Below are 23074 nucleotides of genomic sequence, written 5' to 3'. Positions count from 1 at the left end.
CGTGCTTCTTTGCTTAAGCTGCCATTTGCTGCATCTGAGAATGTCGAACCGGCCCGATTACGTCTGCAGCGTTGTATTCCCTCTGTTTGGTCCCCAGCGTATGCAAGACCCGAATCAACTTCCCGCACAAGGCGATGAGCGATTGTTTCTTCTTCAGCGGATTCTGGCTCCGCGTCGTGTAATACTTGTGAAGCGCTTTGAAAGCCTCATTCTTCGCCACCATCGGCATCACTGCACGGAACAACAGCGCCCTTAGGCGCGAACGTCCTCGCTTGGTGATTCCCGTCTTGCCTTTGCGTTTGCCGGAGCTGTTCTCCTTGAGATTTAGCCCTGCCAGTCGAATGATTTGTTGACCGTGATCGTAGTTGTTCAGATCCCCGACCTCCGCTAGAAACCCGGCGACGGTGATCGCTCCAACTCCCGGTACGGTCAGCATTTGCGCGGCTCCTGGAATGCTGCCCAGAATCGCCATGACTTGCTCCATAATGCACTCAAGCTGTTCGCTGAATAGGTCGAACTGTCCTAGTAGTGTGCTAAGCTCTATTCGTGCTGCCATTGTCCCTTCGGTCAGGCCGATGGAAGCAACAGCCGCAGCATACAGCTCTTCTGCTCGCTTGATCCCGACGCCACGTTTCACTTCCGTCTTCCAGTGGGCCAGGACGTCTCTGGCTCCCTTAGCGACGATATCAGCAGGCAAGGGGAACTCACGCATAGTCATTAACGATGCTTTCCCGTCCCAGTCCTTGAAGACGCGAGAATACTCCGGGAAGAATCGGTCGAACCAGTTGCCAATGCGACCCTTCACTTGAGAGAGGCTCGCCGACACCTTCTCACGCAAATTCATGAGGATGCGTAAGTTCGCAAATTCCTTCGTCGGCAGTTTCGGTTCGGAGTACTTCCCGTTCCGAATCAAATCGGCGATGACCTTCGCGTCTTTGTAGTCGCTTTTCGTCGGCGAATTATCCTCAAGCTCTTTCGTCTTGTTCACATGAAACGGATTGACGACAACAACTTGAATACCTTGCTCTTGCAAGAAAGCTGCGAGAGGAAACCAGTAGTGTCCGGTAGGCTCGATGCCAAACACGATTTCGGTCTTGCCGTGTGCTTGCCCGAGCTCCTTCATCCACACCGATAGCTTCGTCAGCCCTTCTGCGTCATTATGGAAGACGCAATCTTTGCCGAGTTCGATCCCGCGGAAGTCTACTGCGCGAGCCACATGAATCTTCTTGGCAATATCTGCTCCAACAACCAGCGTTGCTTCGTTAATTCGCTTGATACGTTGATTCTGCTTCTGCTTCAACTTATACTTCATCTTGAGCGCCTCTTTCGTATTTGGGATATGTTCTTTGGTCGGAACGCTTCCCAGTATACTAAGTGGCGCTTTTTTGCTCAAAGCTCAAATTACTTCATTACAGGAATGGCTCCTCTATTCTACCCTTTGACGCCTCCAAGTTTGATCCCTGTGACAAAATACTTCTGCAGGTAAGGATATACCAATAGGACCGGCAGTGCCCCAATGATTAGTTGAGCTGCTTTAATGGAACGGTCGTTCAGGTTGGCAAGCCGCATGAGCTCCGTGTTACTCAGGATGGATATATTCTGAAAAGCGGATACGATCGTCTGAAGGTACGTCTGGAGCGGATATTTGTCGCTCTTCATATAAATCAGACCATCAAACCACATGTTCCAATGAAAGACAATTGCGAAGAGCGAAATTGTTGCCACTGCCGGCAGCGAAAGCGGTACATACACTTGAAAGAGAATACGCCAGTGACTGGCACCGTCGACGAATGCCGCGTCTTCCAGCTCTTCTGGGATTTCACGGAAAAAGTTGAGCATCAGAATGATGCTGAATACCGGTACAGCGCCAGGCAGAACAAGAGCCCAGATGGAATTCAGTAAGCCAAGCTCCTTCACAAGAAGATAATTCGGTACCAGACCTCCGTTAAATAGAAGCGTAAAAAAGAAAAACCATACGTACAGCGTTCTTGTCCGCAATTTTTCCACCGACTTGGATAAGGGATAAGAAAGTACAATGACGAGGAATATATTCACAATCGCACCGATTGCCACTCGCTGCAATGTGATGCCGAAGGATAGCCAAAACTCTTCTCGCTCAAGCACGTAACGGTAAGGTTCGGCCGTGAAGTTAACCGGCCAGAACTTAACCATTCCGCCTTGTACAGCAGCCGCGTTGCTGAACGAAACGGCGACAATATGGATAAAAGGCACAATGCAGATCACAGCTGCCGCCGTAAGCAGTATGACGTTGAAAATATTAAAAATGCGCTGGCCTATCGTGACCTGTCTTGACATTGCAAGCCCCCCTAAAATACCCGGTAACGAAACAGACGATATGCGGTGTAGTAGGAAACCGAAATCAGCAGCAGCGAAACACCCGATTTCAATAATCCGACCGCCGTCGATGCACTATATTGTGATTGCAATAATCCCATACGGTAAACCATCGTATCGATAATATCTCCAGACTCATACACCTGCGGGCTGTACATATTAAAAATTTGATCAAAGCCCGCTTCAAGCACGCTGCCAAGGCTTAACACCGTCAACAAAATAATAACGGACTGTATGCCTGGCAGTGTCACGTGCCAGGTTTGTTTCCACCGGTTCGCTCCGTCGATTTCGGCGGCTTCGTAAAGCGACGGATCAATACTTGTAATCGCCGCCAAATAAAGTACGGTGTTAAATCCGAAGTTTTTCCATACATCCGAAGCAACCATAGTAAAGGGAAACCATTTATTGTCACCGAGAAAGTAGAGCGGATCAAGTCCCAAAGCTGTGATCACCATATTAACGAGTCCGGTGGTCGGCGAGAGGATATCGATGAGAATTCCGCTGAGAATGACCCAGGACAGAAAGTACGGAAAATAAATAATGGTCTGCGTTATCCTTTTGAACAACACATGGCGAAGCTCGTTCAACAAGAGTGAGATCACAATCGGCACGAACAATCCTGAGATTATTTTCATGACAGCAATCGATATCGTGTTCCATACGACCTGCCAAATATTCGGTAAGGAAAAGACATACTCAAAGTTCGCCAGTCCCACAAATTCCTGATCTCCGAAGAGCCCCTTGACCGGGTTGAACTGCTGAAAGGCAATAACTATTCCCGTCATAGGGATATAGGAGAAAATAACGACCAACAGTACACCGGGGAGCAGCATGAGATGTAAGGGAAGCTCTCTTCTACTCTTCGCCTGTTTCAACAAAATGTGATTCCTCCACTCCGGGAAAATCGGTCCGTGTAAGCTGCACGGACCGATACCGTTGCTATTGGTTGACTCTCGCCTCATTGATTTCCTTGATGATCTGTTCCCCGCCGATTTTGTTCCAATTTTTAACGAAGTTATCGAAGCCGGTGTCTACATCTACCTTACCCATAATGATTCCTGTCAGCGAGGTGTTGACCAGTTCCTGTATAGAACTTCCAGCAGTAACTTGCGTTGGGGTAGGCGCGTTTTGCCACTCGCTCCAAAGGATCTTATCCGGATAGGTCGACGCTACGAATTCGAAAGGCGTGTCCTTCGGACCGAACATCATCTCCATGTTCCAGGCACCTTTCTGGATGCTGTCATAGAAGCCCTTGGCCACACCGGTCAATTGGTCGGTCGTGCCGTTCGCGATCGCTTCCTTCATATTGGTGTGTGCCTCAAGGTCCACCGTCGGTTTAAGCGTATAGACCGGCGACATCAGCCATACGGCGTCAATATCGCCTTCTGTCCACCATTTGCTGAGGTCGGCGCCTTCGGCAAACAGCATCTCAACATAATGATTCATCATTTCCACCAATTTTTCCGGATGCTCGAAGCCCGCGCGGACGACATAAGCGCCATCCGTGCTAATTTTGAGCGGGATTTCCAGATCTACTCCTTCGACAACGGGGAGCGGGACGACAGCCCAGTTGGCTTTGGGATCATTCTGGCGTGAATTGTTAGCTGTGCCGGCGGCCCAGTGAGGACCGTAGAAAAGTCCCGCTTTGCCGGATGCCATCAATTCGCTCGCTTTTACATAGTCTTTTGTTCCGAACTCCTTGTCGAGCAAACCCTGCTGATACATCTTCGCCAGCAGCCGGAGCGCCTCTTTCATCTCCGGTTGGATGGAACCGTTGGTGATTTTGCCGTCCTCGCCCTTGTACCAGAATTCAGGGAAGGCACCGTACCCCCAGAATAGTCCTGCCATTCCCGTCGGAACATCCATGAAGTCCTTGTTGATGGAAAGTCCGATCGTGTCTTTCCGACCGTTTCCATCCGGATCTTGCTCAGCAAACGCTTTCGCAATCGTATAGACGTCATTCATCGTTTTCGGGCGTTCAAGACCAAGCTTATCCAGCCAATCCTGCCGGACCCAAAGATGGTTGTACTCGTTTGTCGAAGGCATCTTGATCGGAACACCATAGATCTTTCCGTTAAAAGTCAACGGGTCGAACACACTTGCACCCTCAGCTTCTATGATGCTTCTCAACAATGGAGACGCATATTCTTCATAAATCGAGCCCATCTCCTGGATTGCGCCGCCCTCGGCCAGCTGCTTCAAGTCGGTCAGATTCGCAACCGGCACGGAGAACATGTCGGGTAAATCATTGGATGCGATAGCCAGCTTCAGCTTTTGGGAATACTGTCCTGCTGGCACGTGTAATTTATATTTGGTCTCTACGTTCAATTTCTCTTTATACAAGCGGGTCCAACGATTGTCTTCCCATGTTTCGCCTGTGGCTTCTTTCAGATCGACCGCAAAACCAGCATTGACGTCAATGGCTGAGCCGAATTGAATGGTGATCGGCTTTTCGGCGCCTGTCGTTTGGCCGAAATCTTCAGTGTCACTATTGGTATTCGTATCCACTTCTGTTGAAGACCCTTCGGCGTTTTGTTGATTGTTGCCGTTAGTACAAGCGGCAGTAACTAACACAACCATCATAATCATGAGCGTCAATAAACGTTTCACTTTTCTTTCACCCTCCTGAATTGATCATTATTGCCCCCGTCGAACTAGCCTGGTTTCAATAGGACTCCTTTCTATCGTTCTGTATCTATTCTATAGGCGGCCGACGGGCCGGGGTATGAAGGGATTCGGCTATTTTGTATGCATTTTTTCCTTCTTGACGTAGGAAGACTGCACTAAGAAAATCGAAATAGATGATTTATGACATTTCGTATCTATTTTTGCTGTAATGGCGGAATGGGTAGGTGATTTCTTTTAAAGGAGGCCGGTCAGATCGCTCTGTTCGGCCTCCCTTATTGTGAACGAATAGAAATCACTGATTCCGGTATTCAAGCGGAGTGACACCAGTCCGCGCTTTAAACAGTTTGCTGAAATAATGAGGATTTGAATATCCGATCTCGGCAGCGATGTCATACACCTTGCGGTTTGTCGTACGCAACAACTTCTGAGCATACTCGATTTTGTTGCGTGTGATGTAGTCAATGAAGTTCTCACCCACATCCCTCTGGAATATCCGGCTGAGATAACCGGGACTGACGTGAAGGACCTCCGCCACTTTCGCGAGGCCGATATCCTCCAAAAGATGCTCGTCAATGTAGGCTTTCGCATGGCGGACGATCAGATTATCGCTCTGCTCGTTATACGGCAAACGTAGGAGTGCCTTCAAGTAGGCGTCAGGCAACTCTTCGGTTTCCAAGTGCGTATCACTGGAGGCATGGATCACTGCCAGATTGAGAAGCTCCAGCAGCTTTTGCCGCAGCTTGTCCAGGTATTTATTTTTATCTATCTGACCGCTCTTGGCGATTTCGGGAGCGATCCAGATTACTTCACGAAAGCTTCGGTGGAATACCAGACCTCCCCAGTCCCTCGCGACATATTCCTCGATCAGGTAGCGGATAGACTGGAATCTAAGATTGTCCGCATCACTGTTGGGTAACGCATCGTCGCGCTTGCGGAAGACGGTCAGCCAATAACCCGATTGGAGCAACGTTACGTCGGGCAGTTTTCCGCCCATAGGGAAAGTGTACCGGTCCAGTAGCGACAACAGGTAGGCATCCCGATCCACGGCTGATTGGGCTGGGCGATTGCCGATCGTCTCTTCCAGCTTATTTGCAACCTTGCGAAGCGTCGCCTTGATCTCGTACTCGTCCATGGTAGGTTTATGAAGGTAGTCTGCCACTCCGAGCCTCAGCGCCTCCTTAACAAAAGAGAACGTATCGTAACTGCTTAATATGATGATCTGAATATGCGGCGCGCGCTCACGGACTCGTTTGGACAGCTCAAGGCCATCAATGCCTGGCATTCGGATATCCGTCATCATGATATGAATCGACTCTCTGTCCAGAATGTTCAGTGCTTCCTCTCCGCTTGAAGCTTCAGCTTTCCAATGAATGCCGCAGCTCTCCCAATCCAGCATATAGCGAAGGCCGACACGAACGATAGATTCGTCTTCAACAACCAGCATATTCCACATCATTATCACCTTCCTGCTGCAGCGATTTAAAAGGTATGTTTAACCGGATTACGGTCTTGCCGTCCTGGCGGAATGCGGCTAACCCGTAAGCAGGCCCGAAACGAAGGCTGATCCGGTCTCGAACGTTTCGCAGACCGATATGAGTGGAGTGGGTATCTGCATGAAGATTGTACTCATTCAAAAACCCCGCTATTTCACCGGCACCTGCACCGTTATCCGTAATTTCAATGATGACCTCCTTGCCTTCGGGATCCAGAGATGCGGCGACAGTTATCATTAGCTTGCGTTCCAACCCTCGTGCCCCGTGAAAGATCGCGTTCTCCAAAATCGGCTGCAGCAACATCGGCGGAACTGCAGTCTTCAGAAGATTCTCCTGGATCCGCCAATCGAGGTCGAAGACGTTCGTATACCGCAAATCCATAAGCATCGCATAATCCCGCAAAAGCCTGATCTCCTCCTCCAGTGTAACGAGTTCGCTATCCAGCTTCATGTTGGCCTGCAGCAGCTTGCTCAGCGACTGGATGAGTTTCGCAATTTGTGTCGATTGCTGCAAGATCGCAAGCATACGTATGGAATTGAGGGTATTGTAAAGGAAATGCGGCTGGATGCGTGCACGAAGCGCGTACAGCTCCGCATGCGTTTTTTGCCGTTCCTTTTCTTCAATGGAGTAGATGAGTTCTTTCAGACGGCCCACCATTTTGCCGTAACTTTTCTCAAGCAGACCAATCTCGTCTTCTCGGGTAGTGGAAGGAAAGTTGAACTGCCCCAATTCTACCTCATGCATGGAGCGAATGATCCTTGAAATGGGCTGCGAAAGATTGCGGGCCAGCAGCCAGGAAAGAAGTACAGAAAAGATCACGAGTATGGCCACGAGCACCACCGTATAATTCCGGATGGAACGGCTTGCCTTGAGCATTTCATCGTGGTTGACGCCTAAATAGATATCCCATCCCAAATAATCGCTTTCTTGGAAAACACCGCTATACCGGACGGTTTCATCTCCGATTCTGATATTCTTTTCCCAGGTGCCTTCTTTGACCTCCGCTACGACCGGAAGCAGACCAGACGCAAGTTCCTGATTGGATGCGTAAACCATATTACCTTCCCTGTCCTTCACGACCACTTGTACGGAAGGAAGCTCAAGTGATTTGACAAGCTTGGGAATGAAATTGGAAGAAATGAAAATAACGATGACGGCAAGCGGGCGAAAGTTCTCGTCCCGGAGCATTCGTGAACCGACGATTGCTCGGAAAGGTTCGCCCTTAAATGCATCAATATCCTGGATGCCGGTAATGACGAATCCGCCTTGTTGTTCTAGAACGTCCCGATACCACTTGCTGCTTGTAATATCGTGTTCAGGATTGATGGTTGGAACCCCCGCCGTTCTGTAACCGCTTACGGAACCGTTCATGCCCAGTATCAACAATCCGCCGATGGATGAATTAATGGAAGGGTAGGCGCTCATCAGCCTTGCCATCGTTCGCTGCGCCTGAATTTCCGCAGTGCCCCATTGGTCCTCAGACACGTAAGGTCGGTTCAGAAACTGAAAGATATCCGTCAAATAATAGGGCAGAATCGTAAATCGATCAAAGTCGCCGATCTGCCCTTCCACCGAAGTGCTCAATTGGCCCAGGATTACCTTTAAATCTTGTTCGGTCTGACGTTGCATCGTTTCAGAAGATTTCCGGTAAGCAACCCCTCCGATCAGCAAAGCCGGTAGACTGCTTAGCAGTATAAACACAACAAGCAATTGGTTACGGAATCGGATATTCTTCCATCCCGGCATCGAGTCATCTCCTTCTCGTAGTTAAGGTTCAAAAACTGCAAATCAAATGAAGCACGGATGGGAGGGGTCTGTCAAGAATTTTGTGTAAACCACCAACAGTGAAACCTTAGCGTAGATGCTGACGACCAATATGATTGAGAGCTACTATCGCCAGCTGCGTAAAGTCACTAAAGGCAAGAGTATTTTTCCGACAGACGAGCGATTCTCCGGACGCCCTCGGAAATCAGCTATTTCGGTGAAGTAAAATGGTGTAAAGTGACAATAGGAATGACTCCATTCTGGTGGCAGAACTCAAAGATTTCTCTATAATGCTCAATTTCTTTTTTGTCGAAGTTGCCTTTTGTCGGCTCAATTCTAGCCCACTCGATCGAAAATCTATATGCATTGCAACCTGCATCCTTCACGTCATATAAAAAATGACAATCGCCCGGAACACGATCCCGAAAGGAGCCTCCCCTATGCCCAAAACAGCCGCCGAAGCGCAGGCGCTCTCCCTGTACCGGCTTCCGGTCGTCACCTCTGTTCTCGTCTGGTGCGGAATCGCCGTCGTCTCCAGCCTGTACGTCGCCCTGCCGATGAACGCCATGTTCGCGGAAACTTTCGCCGTCTCCGCCGAGCTCGCGGCATGGACCAGCAGCGGCTTCTCCTTCGCTTACGCCGCCGGCTTCCTGCTCCTTGCCCCGCTGGCGGCGCGTTACGGCACTTGGCGGGTCATGGTGACCGGACTTGCCGTTCTGGGGCTCGTCACGCCCTTGATCGGCCTGATGGACAGCCTGCCCGGCGTCATCGCCATGCGGGCGGCGCAGGGGTTTGTCGCGGCGACCTTCGCGCCCAACGCGCTGACCTATATTGCCGAGGTGTATCCGGCGGACAAACGGATCGCAACCGTCGGCTTTCTCAGCACAGGCTTTCTGCTCGCCGGCATCGTCGGCCAAGTATTCGGCAGCCTGATGCTCCCCGCGCCGGGATGGCCGTACGCCTTCTACGCGCTGGGAGCCGCCTATCTGATCTCCGCGGCTCTGCTCGGGCTGTTCGCTCCGGCTAGCGGCCGCGGCGGAGGAGAGCCGGGCCGGTCGCCTGTCTATCGCCAGATCGGAACCCTGCTTCGCAACAAGAGACTCGCGCTGCTCTTCTTCATCGCCCTGACCCTGTTCCTCGTCTTCGTGGGCATGTACGCCGCCTTGGGAAGCGTCTTATCCGCTCCGCCCTATCGGCTGGACGCCGGCGGGATCATGCTCGTGCGGGCCGCAGGCATCGTCGGCATGGCGCTCTCCCCGTTCACCGGGGCGCTCGCCGCCCGCTTCGGGCTGCCGCGCATGCTGAAGGCCGCGCTGCTCGCCGCTGCGGCCGGCTTGACCGCGATCGGCCTATCCGCGAGCTTGGCCGCCCTTGTCGTCTCCAGCGTCGTTTTCGTCGCCGGCATCTCCGTTCTTATCCCGACGCTCGTCTCACTAGCAGGCCAGCAAGCCGGGCCGGCGCGGGGCGCCGCGATGGCGATGTATTCGTTTATTCTGTTCCTCGGGGCCACGCTCGGGCCGCTCGTCTCGCTTCGCCTGCTCCATGCCGGAAGCGCCTTGATCGCCTTCGGAGCGCTGGCCCTTCTCCTGCTCGTCTCCTACGCGTGCGCGATCGCGGCGACCCGCCCGTAACGCCGCTTAACGCCTTGTAACGACTCGCGCCAGATTCCCTCTTTACTTTGACGTTGGGACAACGTTTAGAATAGAAGCCAAGGGGGAATCGGCGTGAATATCAAAGAAGCGGCGGACAAGCTGGGCATCACTCCGCGGGCCATTCGCTTTTATGAGAAAAAGGGCCTGCTGTCACCCGCCAAACAGGAATCCAACCGTTACCGCACGTTCTCGGAGCAAGATATATGGCGGCTGCAAACGATCGTGTCTTTGCGAGAATCGGGCATGTCCCTGTCTGACATCAGGCAGGCGCTGGAGAAATGGGAAGCCGACGGCATGGAGGAGCTCCAGTATTACCTGGAGCTGCAGCGGTCGATTCTGATGTCGGAGTGGCTGCAGATCAAGCAGATTGTGGAGACGACCGACCGTATGATCGAGCTGCTGAAGAACGAACGCTCTCTGCCGCTCGCGCATATTTTCGGACTGGCCAGCGCCTCGAAGAGGCTCAGGGAACAACGGGTCAATTGGAAGGACCGCTGGGACTTCAACCGCCTGGCGCCGACCCATGACGAGCGGGTGGCCGCGAGCGAGGGGAATTACGCGGATTACGGGGAAGCGTTGGAGCGAATCGTCCGGCTCATCCGTCCCGCCAAGGGAGAGCGAGGGCTCGACATCGGAACGGGAACGGGCAATCTGGCGGGCAAGTTTCTGGAATGCGGATGCGCCATGTCAGGCGTCGATCAGTCCCGCGAGATGCTCCGGCTGTGCCAGGCGAAGCATCCGGCCATGGAGACGAGGCTCGGCAACTTCCTCGCGCTTCCGTATGTGCGGGAGCAGTTCGACTTCGTCGTCTCCAGCTTCGCGTTCCACCATCTGGCCGGAGATCAGCAGCGGCTCGCCCTGGAAGAGATGGACCGGGTGCTCAAGCCGTCGGGGCGCATTGCCGTCGCCGACCTGATGGACGCCGAGGAGAACGCCCAAGCCCGCTCCGGTTATCCTTCCGCCCGCGCCCTGTCCCGTTGGTTCGCGAAACACGGGTATACCGCCGATCTCCACTCTCTGAACGAGCGCCTGCACGTCCTAATCGCCTATAAGGAGGAAAAATAGCTATGCCGAATCATGAGGCCATTTATCGCGAAGAAGCCGCGCAATATCACGAAATGATCGCCCGGCAGCCCGACTTGCTGTCCGTTATCGAAGAAATCGTCCCCCTCAGGGGACTGGACGTCGTCGACATTGGAGCCGGAACCGGGAGGTTGTCGGCCGCCCTCGCCCCGGCGGCCAACTCTCTGGTCGCCCTGGATGCCGCGGAAGCGATGCTGGACATTACGGCAGAAAGGCTGCGGGCTGCCGGCCTCGACAATTGGTCGGTCCGGGTCGCCGACCACCGCGAGCTTCCGCTGCAGGGCGGCAGCGCCGATCTGATCGTCGCGGGCTGGAGCGTCTGCTACCTCGCCAGCGTCAACGTTCCCGATTGGGAGCGAAACCTGGAGCAGGTCATCGGCGAGATCAAGCGCGTCCTTCGTCCGGGAGGCACGATCATCCTCTTCGAGACGATGGGCACCGGATACGAAACGCCGTCTCCGCCGGAGTTTCTGCTACCCTACTATCGCAAGCTGACGGATACGTACGGCTTCTCCCATCGCTGGATTCGGACCGACTACGAATTCGACGACGCCGATCAGGCCGAGCGGCTGACCCGCTTCTTCTTCGGGGACGAACTCGCCGACCGGGTCGCGGCCGACAAGCTCTCCCGCCTGCCCGAATGCGCGGGTATCTGGTGGCTAAAACCTAGATGATTCTGTCCAGCTCGATCGAACGCTCCGCGCTCAGATCGATATATTGCCCGTCCACCTCGACGACGGGGCGAACGGGATCGCCCGCGTTCACCATGACGATTCTGCCTTCGCGCCCGTCCGTCAGCACGGCCCGGTTGCCGATCAGCATGTCCATGATCCGCTTGAGGAAGGCTATGGTGATCCCCGGCTCGAGAGAGCCGTAGACATTGTCCGCCAGTTCCTTCAGCACCTGGAAGAGCGGGAGAGGACTCTTGTATACCCGCTTGGACATCATCGCGTGAAACACGTCGGCTACGGCGACGATCTTGCTGAACACGTCGATCGAGCCTCCCCTGAGACCTAGCGGATAGCCGCTCCCGTCCTCGCGCTCGTGGTGCTGCAGCGCCACGTAAGCGTAGCGCTCGGGGACGCCGTCCGACTTTTTCAGAATCTCGTAGCCGAACACCGTATGCTCTTTCACGATGCGGAACTCCTCTTCCGTCAGCCGCCCCGGCTTGTTCAGAATCGCTCCCGGCACCCTGGATTTGCCGATATCGTGAAGGAAGCCCGCGATCGTGAGCTCCATCAGCTCCCCGTCGTCGAACCCCTTGGTTTTGCCGATCAGCTTCGACAGTATCCCCACCGCGACGCTATGGCGATAGACATATTCGTCATGGACTTCCAGATAGCGAAAAATCTGATTCAAATTCGGATGATTGCTCAGCTCGAGGATGAGCGGAACGATCTGCTCCCGGACGCGCGCGAACGGAATCCGGTCCGTCTGCTTGGCGTATTCGAACAGCTCCCGCACTTCCCGGACCGCCGAATCGACCAGATGGACGACCGACACGGCTTCCACGTCCTGCTCGCTCAAGGCGATCCCCTGTCTCGCAAGCAGATTGACGTCGCGATCCGTAAGCACCCGAGAGACGGGAACGACCAACGTTCCGCTGCCGTTGTAGATATTGCGGTTGACCCTCATTCCGACGTATGTCTTCAGTTGACCTGCCAGCATGTTTTATCCCACCATCTGCTTGTCATTATGTTGCACGCTTGTCGTCCGGTTCGGAATATCTCTTCAAGGCTTGAACGTCGAAGACCGTCTGCTCGATCGGCTCGAAGACGTCCTTGCAGTACTTGCCGACACAAACTCTTCCCGAGTACATTTTGCGGATTTGCACTTTGCGTCTGGCCTTCAGCACCGAGTTGGCTCCGGTCTGTCCGCCGACGATCGACGCCCGGATGCTGTCGCCGGCGTCCAGCCGCGAGCCCCGGCAGATCGCCTGTTCCGAGAGAAATACGATGTTCCGGGCGGAGAACAGCTCGCAGAGCAGCACCCCGTCGCGATGAATGACGATGTCCCCGTTGGATTTCAGCTCGCCGCCCTGGCATTGGTTGATGCTGATCTCCACCTGCTCCTCCTGCATTCGGGCAACTTCCCCGTGAGTGTCCTGAAGCAGGGCGAGGAAGCCTTGAACGAACTCCCGTGTCGCCGATTCGATCAGCTTCGTCGGTTTCGTGAAGATTTCCGAGATTTCCTTCAGCTTCTCGTATTCCGTCTTCCGAATGTTGCGAATGTTCGATATGACGGACTGCAGTTCCTTGATCGCCGGCAAAATATCCCTCATCTTCGTCTCGAGCAGAAGCTGCACGATCTGGCCGAACCGTGCCGGCTGCCGCTTCGCTTCGAGCGCCTCCTCCAGCAGCTTGGACGCCGCGAGCAGCTTCTCTATCGAATCGCACAATTGCTTCGACGTATGATAGAGACGGTTGAACAACACGCCGAAATAACCGGAGTAGAGCCGGCTCGAAATCACGTTGCCCCGCACGTTGATGCTGCCCGTCGCCGTAATCGTCGAATTGAACACGTGGCCGTAGACGTATACGTTACCGAGCGATTCGACGATCATGTTGTCGGTGACGTCGCCGCAGACGATCACGTCCCCGGCAAAAACGATGTTGCCGGTCGAGATGTCCACGTTGCCCGAGACGACGTACGAGGTCGAGACGTCCAGCGTCTTGATTTTCCCGCCCGTGATTCTTGGCCTGCCCTGCTTTCTGGCAATCACGCTTCCGTCGGGCGTCAGCTCCACGTTCGGCTTCGCCAGAATGAACAGGTCCTTGGGCGGCTTCGGCAGCGTAACGTTACCCAGCACGTCGTATCCGGCGGTTCCGTCCACCATCGGAATTTTCCTCGCCATCAGATCGCCCTTCTGCACGGTCGGAATGCGGAGATGGTTGCGGAAATCGATCGCGCCGTCCACTTCGAAGAACTCGCTGCGCACTTGCTGGTCGAAGTAGATTTCGAGTCTGGCGTCCTCGCCGTCCGCCGGCGCCTTGCCGCTGGCCACGACGATCGGCTCGTAGGTAGGCTCCAGCAGCTCCCGCTGAATGGCGGCGAATTCGATTCGGGACTTGATCGACATCTCCTCGAGCTTCTCCACCACATCGGCGAGCTGCACCGTCTTCAGCACGATGCTCTCATCGTCCTCCGCGCGCACGATTACTCTCGGGTCGGGTCCGGCGTCGACGAGCCTTGCCGCATAGCGTTCCGTCGCGAACAGCCGCAGGTGCGCGAGCAGCTTGTCCTCCGAAATCGTTATCTGGAACAACGGCTGCTCTTCCGCCTTCCAGGCAATCCGGTCCGAAGCCCGCACCGGGGCCTCCCAGACGACTTCCTGCTCGTTGACGAACAGTCTGACCGGGCTCATCGGATAGATGACGGCGTATTCTCCTCCGGCGGTCGGATCCTGAACGTGGATTTGCTGATTGCGAATCCGGATCGTTCCGTCCTGCTTGGCGAGCTGTCCGTTCTCGTCCCGCTCGCGGAGCTCGGCCGAGGCGTCTTCCCCCTCGTCCTCGCCCTCGCTGCCGATATCCAGCTGGTGGATCAGTCTTTTCAGCTCGGCTTCGGATATTTGTTTCTTCAAGCTCAGCACCTCTCGACAACAAAAAAGACACCTCCCGAATGGGATGGTGTCCTAACGCTCCATTCGGCGGCCTGGCAGCCATTGAACTGGAGAGTTCTTTAGGCCCATAGCTTTGCGTCCCCCTCTTTCGAAGGGTTTGCCTTTTCGTGTATGCGTCTCCTCGATGTATATATGACTAGAATAATTGAATATCGTTACCTATTTACGTCACGCATCGATATCAATTATAAGTCTATAGTCGCAACAATTTCAAGAGATTTATCGCGCGCCGGCTAATCCAGCTTTACGACCCAGCCGAACGGATCTTCGACCGCCCCTCTCTGGATGCCGGTCATAAAGTCGTACACCCTGGAAGACAGCGGGCCCGTGCGTCCCCCGTTCAGCGTCAGCTTGTCTCCCTGCCAGTTCAGCTCTCCGATCGGGGAGATGACGGCGGCCGTTCCGGTGCCGAACGCTTCCTCCAGCGTACCCTTGCGGTAAGCCTCGACCAGCTCGTCGATGGAGACCGTCCTCTCCTCGACCTCGATGTCCCAATGCTTCAGCACCTGAATGACGGAATCCCGCGTGACGCCGTCGAGAATGCTTCCGTTCAGCGCGGGCGTGACGACCTTGCCGGCGATTTTGAAGAAGACGTTCATGCTGCCGACTTCTTCAATGTATTTGCGGTGAACGCCGTCCAGCCACAGCACTTGGGAATAGCCCTTGCCGGACGCCTCCTCCTGCGCCTTGAGCCCCGCCGCGTAGTTGCCGCCGGTCTTGGCGTTGCCTATCCCGCCCGTCACCGCGCGCACGTATTCCGACTCCACATAGATGGTGACCGGATTAATGCCCTCCGCGTAATACGAGCCTACGGGGGACAGAATGATCATGAAGTAGTAGCTCTCCGACGGATTTACGCCCAGCGTCGCCTGAGTCGAGATGACGAACGGACGAATGTACAGCGATGTGCCTTCGTCGGTCGGGATCCAGTCCTCGTCGACCTTGAGAAGCTCCTTCAGCGCGGCCATCGCCAAATCTTCGTCGATCAGCGGGATGCTGAGGCGGGCATTGGAGCGATTGAGCCTCTGCAGGTTTTTGAAGGGCCGGAACAGCAGCACCGGGCCGTCCGGCGTCTTATAGGCTTTCATGCCTTCGAATACGGTCTGGCCGTAGTGGAACACCTTCGCGGCCGGGTCGAGCGAGATCGGCTGGTAAGGGACGATGCGGGGATCGTGCCATCCTTGTCCGGCGTCGTACTCCATGATGAACATATGATCCGTGAAATGCTTGCCGAAGACGAGCGTCGAAGCTTCCGGCTTCTCCTTGGGTGCGGTCGTCCGTTCTACCGGGATTGCATGAGCCATATCCGAATATTCCTCCTTGATTGAACGCGCTTTATATTTGAATGATACCAGAGGCGGATGTATATTGATAATATCTGTTTTATCGGTGATGCATACCTTTAAAGTATGGAGGTTTTCGACATGGACATGCGTCAGCTTCGTTATTTTCTCGCGATTGCGCACGAAGGTCAGATTACCCGTGCGGCCAAGCAGCTCAATATGGAGCAGCCCCCGCTCAGCCGCCAGCTCAAGCTCATTGAGCAGGAGCTCGGCGTCGTCCTGTTCGACCGCAACGGCAAGCGGCTGCAGCTCACCCAAGCCGGAGAAATGCTGCGTGACCGCGCGCTTGCCCTGATGAAGCAATTCGAAGATACGATCACCTACGTCCAGGAGCTGGGAGAGGGCGTGCAGGGCGTCCTGTCGATCGGGGCGGTCGTCTCCTGCGTCTCGCTCCTGCCCCCCGTCCTTCGCAGATTCACGGAGAAGTATCCGCAGGTTACCTTCAAGATTCAGGAGGGAGACCATTTCTTGCTCGGGGAACTGCTGGAAAACCGCGATCTCGAATTCATCGTCACTCGCCTCCCGTTCCAATCCGACTTTCAGTCGCAGCACTATTCCGCCCTCCCCCTGCCGTCCGATCCTTTCGTCGCCTTGCTTCCGACCGAATGGCGCCCGCCGGACAGACGGGCGATGACGATGGCGGAGCTGGCCCGCTTTCCTTTTCTCACCTTGAAGACGGACCGGACGACCGGGATGCACAACCAGGTGTTCCATCAATTCAAGCAGCTCGGCCTGGAGCCCAGAATCGTCAGCGAATGCTCCAGCGTTGCCATCGCCATCTCGCTCGTCGCGGCGGGAATCGGAGCGGCGATTCTGCCCAAGTCGGTCATGAACTCGTTCGAGCCTCCGAGCATCACTCTAATCGAGATCGAGGATGCGCGTTTCCACAGCGACATCGGCGTCGTCTGGCTGCGGGACCGCCATCTCTCCAAGAGCGCCCGGCATCTGATGGACATGCTGGTAGAGTAAAGCTGACCCGCCGGCGCAAGCAAAAACGCCTTCGGCGTCCTCTGGACGGTGAATGCGATTTGTCGGAGACGATTCAGATAAGGATAGCGGATTTTATACTTCTGAATTGTCGAAGAAAGGATACCCGGGACCAGAACGGTCTGCCGGGTATCCTCCGCGGACGAACGTTATTTGGAAACGAACTGCTGCGTCCAGCACGGTTGACCGTTATTCGCCACGTATCCGACTCCCATATGGGTATAGGACGCGTTCATAATGTTGGCGCGATGGCCCGGAGAGTTCATCCAGGCTTGGACGACTTGCTGCGGAGACGGCTGCCCCTTGGCGATATTTTCCCCCGCGGACTGATACTGCACGCCGAAATTGCGCATCATAGCGAACGGATCGCCGTACGTCGGAGACGTGTGGGAGAAATAGTTGTTTTTCGCCATATCCTCCGACTTGGCCCTCGCCGACCGGTTCAAGTTCGAGTAATCGCCGGAAAACGGCTTAAGCCCGGCTTTCTGACGCTCCGCGTTCGTCAGGTTCAGCACTTCGAGCTCGTAACCCGTCATCGAATCGCTGGATGGAATCGTCACTTCCCTGTTGTTCGGAAGAGGTTCGTTCAAGCCCGATCCCGGATTGCCCGTCCCGGTCTGCGGAGTTCCAGTCTGCGGCGTTCCCGTCTGAGGTGCGCCCGTCTGCCCTCGGCCCGCGTCTCCCCAGCCTTGTCCGGCCCCTTGGTTCGGGTTCGCGTAATTGCCTCCACCACCGCCTCCTCCTACAAGCTTAAGCAAATCGGGATTGGCCCGGAGGAAGTCCTCGATGCTGACATGGTACTTGCTGGCGATGTCCTGGATGGACTCGTTGCTCTGAACGACGTATTTGTTGACCGGAACTTCCGTGTCCGTGGCGCTGACCTGAAGCTGCGGCTGGCTCTTAGACTGCTGTTTCATTTGCTGCTTCATGTCGCGGCTCTGATTGCCGCAAGCGGCCAGAAGCAGCAGGATCGCGATGATTGCCAATCTCTTCATAAAGTAAAAGGCCTCCCTCTTGTCTCTTGTCCCCGTTACTTTTCCCGAAGCTGGAGCAAACCATCCGTTGGCTTTTGATATTGACCGATTAAACATTATAACGTTATATTGTTTAAAGAAACATCTTGAACAGAAATCGGGTGATATCATTTGCAGAAGCTAGTTTTGCGCAATCTCCGGCTGACCGACGGCTCTCTTGTCGATATTGCCGTGTCGGACGGCATCGTTGCGGACGTTGCTCCGGCCGGAACGCTGCTGCCGGCGGATTCGGACACAGGTACGGATTACGAAGGAAAGACTTACGTGTCCAGCGGCTGGATCGACTTGCACGTCCACGCCTTCCCCGAATTCGATCCGTACGGCGACGACATCGACGAGATCGGCGTCAATCAAGGCGTTGCGGCAATCGTCGACGCCGGAAGCTGCGGGGCCGATCGGATCGGCGAGCTGATCGCCAGCGGAGAACGAGCGGCGACTCGGCTGTTCGCGTTCCTGAACGTCTCGCGCATCGGCTTGTCCAGAATCGACGAGCTGTCGAGGCTGGAGTGGATCGATCCGGCTCTCGCCGCCCGCGCCGCCTCCGAATATCCGGATTCGATCGTCGGCTTCAAGGCGCGAATCAGCCGCAGCGTCGTCGGGGACAGCGGTCTGGAGCCGCTCTGGATGGCCCGCAAGCTGTCCGACGAAACCGGACTGCCGCTCATGGTCCACATCGGCTCGGGACCTCCGGATATTCGGGAGATCATGGCCCTTTTGTCGGCGGGAGACGTCGTCACTCATTGTTTTCACGGAAAGAAAAACGGGTTGTTCGACGACAGCGGGCAGCCGATCCAGGCGCTGAAAGACGCGTTGGCCCGAGGCGTAAGACTCGATATCGGGCACGGCACAGCCAGCTTCTCATTCCGGACGGCCGAAGCCGCAGGGAGAGCCGGAATCCGCCCGCACACGATCAGCACGGACATCTATAGAGGCAATCGGCTGAACGGGCCTGTGTACAGCTTGGCGAACGTTCTGACCAAGTTTCTGCATCTGGGGTACTCTCTGGAAGAGGTTATCGCGTCCGTGACGGTCCGCGCCGCGAGCTGGCTCGGCAAGCCCGAGCTCGGACAAATTCGGGTCGGCGATCCGGCCAACCTGACTCTGTTCTCGGTCGAGGACAAACCTGCGACGCTGATCGATTCCGAGGGAGAAGAACGAATCGCGCACACGATTATAGAACCAAAGGGAGTGGTTGCTGGTGACAAGTTCATTAAATGCGAAGTACGGGCTTAAAAGGGTAATTAACGCCAGCGGACGCATGAGCATTCTCGGCGTGTCCGCACCGACCGACACGGTTATGGAGGCGATGAAGCGAGGCGGCCAGCAGTACGTCGAGATCGCCGATCTCGTCGACAAGGCCGGGGATTACATCGCGCGCATTCTGGGCTCCGAAGCGGCCGTCGTCGTTAACTCGGCTTCCAGCGGCATCGCGCTGTCCGTCGCCGCCGTCGTCACGAAAGGCAATCGCCGTCTGAGCGAACGCCTGCACCAGGAGCCGATCGCCGTTAACGAGATCATCATCTTGAAAGGCCACAACGTTCAGTACGGCGCTCCGGTGGAGACGATGGTGTATCTGGGCGGGGGCAAGCTGGTCGAGGTCGGATACGCCAACGAAGGCAAGGCGTTCCACATCGAGGATGCGATCGGGCCGAACACCGCAGCCATTCTGTACGTGAAATCGCACCACTGCGTGCAAAAAAATATGATCTCCGTCGAGGAAGCCTGGGAAGTCGCGCAGCGCCGCGGCGTTTCGCTGATCGTGGACGCGGCGGCCGAAGAGGATCTGCAGAAGTATGTGCGCTATTCGGATCTTGCCATCTACAGCGGCTCCAAAGCGATCGAAGGACCGACGTCCGGCATCGTAGGCGGCAAGCGGCAATATATCGAATGGCTGAAGGTACAGCTTCACGGCATCGGCCGGAGCATGAAGGTCGGGAAGGAGTCTTCCTTCGGCTTGCTGCAGGCGCTGGACGAATACGTCGACAAGACGGACAACAGCGAGCAGGAGAAAGCCGCCCTGCAAACGCTCATGCCGCTGAACGACGTTCCGGGCGTACAGGTATCCATCGTTCAGGACGAGGCGGGAAGAGCGATTTTCCGCGCCCGGGTGAAGATCGATCCGGTCGCGTCTGGTACGAACGCTTTGCAAGTCGTCGCCGGCTTGCAAGGCGGAGACATCGCCGTCTACACGAGGGACTACGGCGTGAAGCAAGGCTATTTCGATATCGATCCCCGTCCGCTTCAAGGCGACGATATCGAGATTATCGCATCGAGAATTCGAGAACTTACGGGAGGTCTTTAAAATGTCCAACTTATCCAAACGCTTGTACAACGACCGCGTCGCCCTGAACGTGCTGGCCAAAGATATCGAGAACGCCAAAGAAGTATTCGATGCGGCCGAAGGCCACGTCCTCGTCGGCGTGCTGTCCAAGGCCTATCCCAATGCGGAAGAGGCGGCCGCCGCGATGAAGCAGTACGGAGAAGCGATCGACGACGCCGTATCGATCGGGCTGGGCGCGGGAGACAACCGCCAGGCGGCGGTCGTCGTGGAGATCGCCAAGAGCTACGCGGGCAGCCACATCAATCAGGTATTCCCGGCCGTGGGCGCGACCCGCGCCAATCTGGGCGGACGCGACAGCTGGATTAACGCGCTCGTCTCGCCGACTGGCCGTCCCGGCTATGTCAGCATCTCCACCGGCCCGTTCAGCGCGGCGCAATCGGAGCATGCGATCATCCCGGTCAAGTCCGCCATCGCTCTCGTGCGGGATATGGGCGGCAACGCGCTGAAGTATTTTCCGATGAACGGGCTTAGCCGGGTGGAAGAGCTGAAAGCCGTCGCTCTCGCATGCGGCGAAGAAGGGTTCGCCCTTGAGCCGACCGGCGGCATCGAGATGGACAACTATGAGCAGATTTTGCAAATTTGCCTGGACGCCGGAGTGCCGCAGGTGATTCCGCACGTGTATTCCTCCATCATCGACAAGGAGACGGGCAAGACGAACGTCGCCGACGTGAAGGAACTGCTGGCCATCACGAAGAGACTGGTGGACGGAGCCAATGGGTAAGCGAATCGCGGCTTTCGGAGAAGTGATGATGCGCCTGCAGGCGCCCGGATACGATCTGCTGGCCCAAGCGAGCACGCTCGGTTATTCCTTCTCCGGCACGGGCGTGAACGTGATCTCCGCGCTGGCTCGTTTCGGACACGACGGGTACTTGGTCACCCGTCTTCCGGACAATCCGCTGGGCGACGCGGCGGCGGCGAATCTGCGCAAGCTGGGCATCGCCCAGTCGTTCGTAACCCGGGGCGGCAGCTATATCGGGATGTATTTTCTCGAAAACGGCTTCGGCGCGCGGCCGAGCCGAGTCACCTACACGAACCGGCTGGAGAGCAGCTTCAATACGGCTCCAGAGGACGCCTACGATTTCGCCGGCATCGCCGAACAGCTCGACGTCGCCCACTTCTGCGGCATTACGCTGGCCATGAACGAAGAGGTAAGAAGCCACATGCTTCGTTTCGCGGAAGCGATGAAGGCGCGGGGCGGACTCGTGGCGTTCGACTGCAATTATCGCCCCTCGCTCTGGGGCGAGGACGGATATCGCAAGGCGAAGCCTTTTTATGAGAAAATGCTGGGGCTGGCGGACATCGTATTGATGAACGAGAAGGATGCGATGTACGTACTGGAGCTGCCTGTAACCGGGACGACGCGCGAAGAGCAGCTCGAGGAGCTGGTCCCGCAGGTGGCAAGCCGCTATGGCATCTCCGCGGCGGCGGGAACGCATCGTTCCGTGAACGGGGACAACACGCATTCTTTGCGCGGCTACCTGTACAAGGACGGAAGGTTCAACTATTCGGATACGCTGATCTTCGCCGTTTATGATAGAATTGGGGCTGGAGACGCCTACGCGAGCGGAATTCTGCACGGAGAGCTGTCCGGCTTCGCTCCGGATTACACGGTTCGTTACGCGGCAGCGGCAGCCATGCTGGCCCATACGACCGCCGGGGATACGCCGATGGCATCGGAACGGGAAATCGTGCGCGCGATGACGCAAGCGGCAGGCGACGTAGAGAGGTAGGATATTCCGCTATGGCTTTGTCACGGGATCGGAAACCGCTATACCAACAAATCAAAAATATGATTAAGGACCGCATTCTGCACGGCGTCTATCCGCTCGGGGAACTGATCCCTTCGGAGCCTCAGCTGGAGCAGGAATTCGAGGTCAGCAAAATTACGGTGCGAAACGCAATTCAGGAGCTCGTGCAGGAAGGTTATCTGGAGAAGGGCAGCGGAAAAGGCACGAAGGTGCTGCGCAACACGTCCACCTCCAGGCTGTCCAAGCAGAAGAGCTTTACCGAAATTCTCGTTGAGGACGGCCACCGCATTCGCAAGCGGCTGCTCCAGGCCGAGACGGTTCGCAACGAAGAAGGCTCTGAGCCTTATCGGCTGTTCGGGGACCAGTGCGTATGCATCGAACGCTTGTACTTCCTCGACGATGTGCCGTATATCCATTACACGCACTATTTGACTTCGCGCACGGGCGGTGTGGCGGCCTTCGATTCGGACGAGCAATCGTTGTACGGCTTGCTGGAGGAGCAGGAGATCGCGCTGGCGAAATTTCGCGACCATTTCGAGATCGCGATCGCTCCCGCACGCGTCGCCGAGCTGCTGAAGCTGGAGCCGGGCACGCACCTGCTGAGACGCTCTCGCTACTCCCGCGAGCCTTCGGGCGAAGTCGCCGAGTACAGCATCGGCTACTACAATACGGCGCTTCAGCCATATCTGGTCCACTACGAGGCGTGACTCTGGCTAGGTGGGCGGGCGCGGGGTGCGAGTCGCTTCGGCTAGGGCGTGTATGAAAACCCGCTCAGGGGCATTTTTCACCGCCTTTCCGCCCCCTGCTTCGTCACTTTTGCTTGACGTATCCTCGGAGTATGCATACACGCCCTAGCGGTCAGGCAGAACGTTAATCGCCCATTTCCGGCGCGGTCGTCCACCTTAGCGGTCTGGGAGAACGTTAACCGCCCGATTCTCGCGCGTTCGCCCACCTTAACGGTCTGGCGGAACGTTAATCGCCCACTTCCGGCGCGTTCGCCCACCTTAGCGGTCTGGAGGAACGT

Annotated in this window: 21 protein-coding genes and 1 riboswitch; of the genes, 9 read left to right on the top strand and 12 right to left on the bottom strand. The window is 55.9% G+C overall.

Annotated elements, in window-relative coordinates:
- Window positions 1-13: 13 nt before the first annotated feature.
- From ACESLM_RS26335 to ACESLM_RS26305, 7 genes are all read right to left on the bottom strand, one after another.
- Entirely contained in the window at window positions 14-1312 is a 1299-nt protein-coding gene (locus ACESLM_RS26335; RefSeq protein WP_372636505.1) for an IS110 family RNA-guided transposase, read from the bottom strand.
- Window positions 1313-1431: 119 nt separating this feature from the next.
- Window positions 1432-2316: a carbohydrate ABC transporter permease gene (locus tag ACESLM_RS26330; RefSeq protein WP_372636503.1), complete on the bottom strand. Its 885-nt coding sequence runs from the start codon at window positions 2314-2316 to the stop codon at window positions 1432-1434.
- An 11-nt stretch (window positions 2317-2327) separates the two neighbouring features.
- On the bottom strand, window positions 2328-3230 hold the full coding sequence (locus ACESLM_RS26325) for an ABC transporter permease (RefSeq protein WP_372636500.1): 903 nt from the start codon (window positions 3228-3230) through the stop codon (window positions 2328-2330).
- 64 nt (window positions 3231-3294) lie between these two features.
- Window positions 3295-4965 carry an extracellular solute-binding protein gene (locus ACESLM_RS26320; protein ID WP_372636498.1) on the bottom strand — a complete coding sequence of 557 codons (1671 nt, stop codon included), beginning with the start codon at window positions 4963-4965 and terminating at the stop codon, window positions 3295-3297.
- A gap of 310 nt (window positions 4966-5275) precedes the next feature.
- Window positions 5276-6439, bottom strand: coding sequence for a response regulator (locus tag ACESLM_RS26315; protein ID WP_372636495.1), 1164 nt, complete (start codon window positions 6437-6439; stop codon window positions 5276-5278).
- The gene (locus ACESLM_RS26310; protein WP_372636493.1) at window positions 6414-8222 is read right to left on the bottom strand and encodes a sensor histidine kinase; all 1809 of its coding nucleotides are present in this window, start codon (window positions 8220-8222) and stop codon (window positions 6414-6416) included. The genes ACESLM_RS26315 and ACESLM_RS26310 overlap by 26 nt, the downstream gene beginning before the upstream one ends.
- A 227-nt stretch (window positions 8223-8449) precedes the next feature.
- Window positions 8450-8626, bottom strand: a complete 177-nt coding sequence (locus ACESLM_RS26305) for a family 1 glycosylhydrolase (protein WP_372636490.1) — start codon at window positions 8624-8626, stop codon at window positions 8450-8452.
- Between the two features lie 54 nt (window positions 8627-8680).
- Between ACESLM_RS26305 and ACESLM_RS26300 the strand changes: the two genes are divergently transcribed.
- The 3 genes from ACESLM_RS26300 (at window position 8681) to ACESLM_RS26290 (ending at window position 11649) form a co-directional block, all read left to right on the top strand.
- The gene (locus tag ACESLM_RS26300; protein ID WP_372636487.1) at window positions 8681-9871 is read left to right on the top strand and encodes an MFS transporter; all 1191 of its coding nucleotides are present in this window, start codon (window positions 8681-8683) and stop codon (window positions 9869-9871) included.
- 93 nt (window positions 9872-9964) lie between these two features.
- Complete coding sequence (locus tag ACESLM_RS26295) at window positions 9965-10957, top strand: MerR family transcriptional regulator (RefSeq protein ID WP_372636484.1); 993 nt, start codon at window positions 9965-9967, stop codon at window positions 10955-10957.
- Between the two features lie 2 nt (window positions 10958-10959).
- On the top strand, window positions 10960-11649 hold the full coding sequence (locus tag ACESLM_RS26290; RefSeq protein WP_372636482.1) for a class I SAM-dependent methyltransferase: 690 nt from the start codon (window positions 10960-10962) through the stop codon (window positions 11647-11649).
- On the opposite strand, the gene ACESLM_RS26285 is transcribed toward ACESLM_RS26290, so the two are convergent.
- The 3 genes from ACESLM_RS26285 to ACESLM_RS26275 all read right to left on the bottom strand — a co-directional run bounded on the left by ACESLM_RS26285 (window position 11642) and on the right by ACESLM_RS26275 (window position 15901).
- Window positions 11642-12643 carry an HD-GYP domain-containing protein gene (locus ACESLM_RS26285; protein WP_372636479.1) on the bottom strand — a complete coding sequence of 334 codons (1002 nt, stop codon included), beginning with the start codon at window positions 12641-12643 and terminating at the stop codon, window positions 11642-11644. The genes ACESLM_RS26290 and ACESLM_RS26285 overlap by 8 nt on opposite strands.
- A 25-nt stretch (window positions 12644-12668) precedes the next feature.
- Window positions 12669-14558 carry a flagellar assembly protein A gene (locus ACESLM_RS26280; RefSeq protein ID WP_372636475.1) on the bottom strand — a complete coding sequence of 630 codons (1890 nt, stop codon included), beginning with the start codon at window positions 14556-14558 and terminating at the stop codon, window positions 12669-12671.
- A gap of 62 nt (window positions 14559-14620) precedes the next feature.
- Window positions 14621-14709, bottom strand: a riboswitch (cyclic di-GMP riboswitch).
- A 121-nt stretch (window positions 14710-14830) separates the two neighbouring features.
- Entirely contained in the window at window positions 14831-15901 is a 1071-nt protein-coding gene (locus tag ACESLM_RS26275; RefSeq protein WP_372636472.1) for a branched-chain amino acid aminotransferase, read from the bottom strand.
- Between the two features lie 120 nt (window positions 15902-16021).
- On the opposite strand from ACESLM_RS26275, the gene ACESLM_RS26270 reads away from it, so the two are divergent.
- Complete coding sequence (locus ACESLM_RS26270; protein WP_372636469.1) at window positions 16022-16909, top strand: LysR family transcriptional regulator; 888 nt, start codon at window positions 16022-16024, stop codon at window positions 16907-16909.
- Window positions 16910-17076: 167 nt separating this feature from the next.
- Here ACESLM_RS26270 and ACESLM_RS26265 read toward each other — a convergent pair whose 3' ends face one another.
- A complete protein-coding gene (locus tag ACESLM_RS26265; protein WP_372636466.1) occupies window positions 17077-17922 on the bottom strand; it encodes a CAP domain-containing protein in 846 nt (281 codons plus the stop codon).
- A gap of 150 nt (window positions 17923-18072) precedes the next feature.
- Here ACESLM_RS26265 and ACESLM_RS26260 point away from each other — a divergent pair, with 150 nt between their 5' ends.
- Genes ACESLM_RS26260 through ACESLM_RS26240 form a run of 5 tightly spaced genes read left to right on the top strand, consistent with a single transcriptional unit; the run spans window position 18073 to window position 22757 of the window.
- Entirely contained in the window at window positions 18073-19194 is a 1122-nt protein-coding gene (locus ACESLM_RS26260) for an amidohydrolase/deacetylase family metallohydrolase (RefSeq protein WP_372636463.1), read from the top strand.
- Window positions 19160-20263: a DgaE family pyridoxal phosphate-dependent ammonia lyase gene (locus tag ACESLM_RS26255; RefSeq protein WP_372636461.1), complete on the top strand. Its 1104-nt coding sequence runs from the start codon at window positions 19160-19162 to the stop codon at window positions 20261-20263. The genes ACESLM_RS26260 and ACESLM_RS26255 overlap by 35 nt, the downstream gene beginning before the upstream one ends.
- Before the next feature lies 1 nt (window position 20264).
- Window positions 20265-21023 (top strand): 2-dehydro-3-deoxy-phosphogluconate aldolase, encoded by a 759-nt coding sequence (gene dagF, locus ACESLM_RS26250; RefSeq protein ID WP_372636458.1) that lies wholly within the window; start codon window positions 20265-20267, stop codon window positions 21021-21023.
- Window positions 21016-22032, top strand: a complete 1017-nt coding sequence (locus tag ACESLM_RS26245; RefSeq protein ID WP_372636455.1) for a sugar kinase — start codon at window positions 21016-21018, stop codon at window positions 22030-22032. The genes dagF and ACESLM_RS26245 overlap by 8 nt, the downstream gene beginning before the upstream one ends.
- An 11-nt stretch (window positions 22033-22043) precedes the next feature.
- The gene (locus ACESLM_RS26240; RefSeq protein ID WP_372636452.1) at window positions 22044-22757 is read left to right on the top strand and encodes a GntR family transcriptional regulator; all 714 of its coding nucleotides are present in this window, start codon (window positions 22044-22046) and stop codon (window positions 22755-22757) included.
- A gap of 77 nt (window positions 22758-22834) precedes the next feature.
- Here ACESLM_RS26240 and ACESLM_RS26235 read toward each other — a convergent pair.
- On the bottom strand, window positions 22835-23074 hold a 240-nt coding region (locus ACESLM_RS26235; RefSeq protein ID WP_372636450.1), incomplete at its 5' end, for a hypothetical protein.

Source organism: Cohnella sp., from assembly GCF_041641335.1.
Lineage (GTDB): Bacteria > Bacillota > Bacilli > Paenibacillales > Paenibacillaceae > Cohnella.
This window is presented reverse-complemented; position numbering and strand designations above follow the sequence as displayed.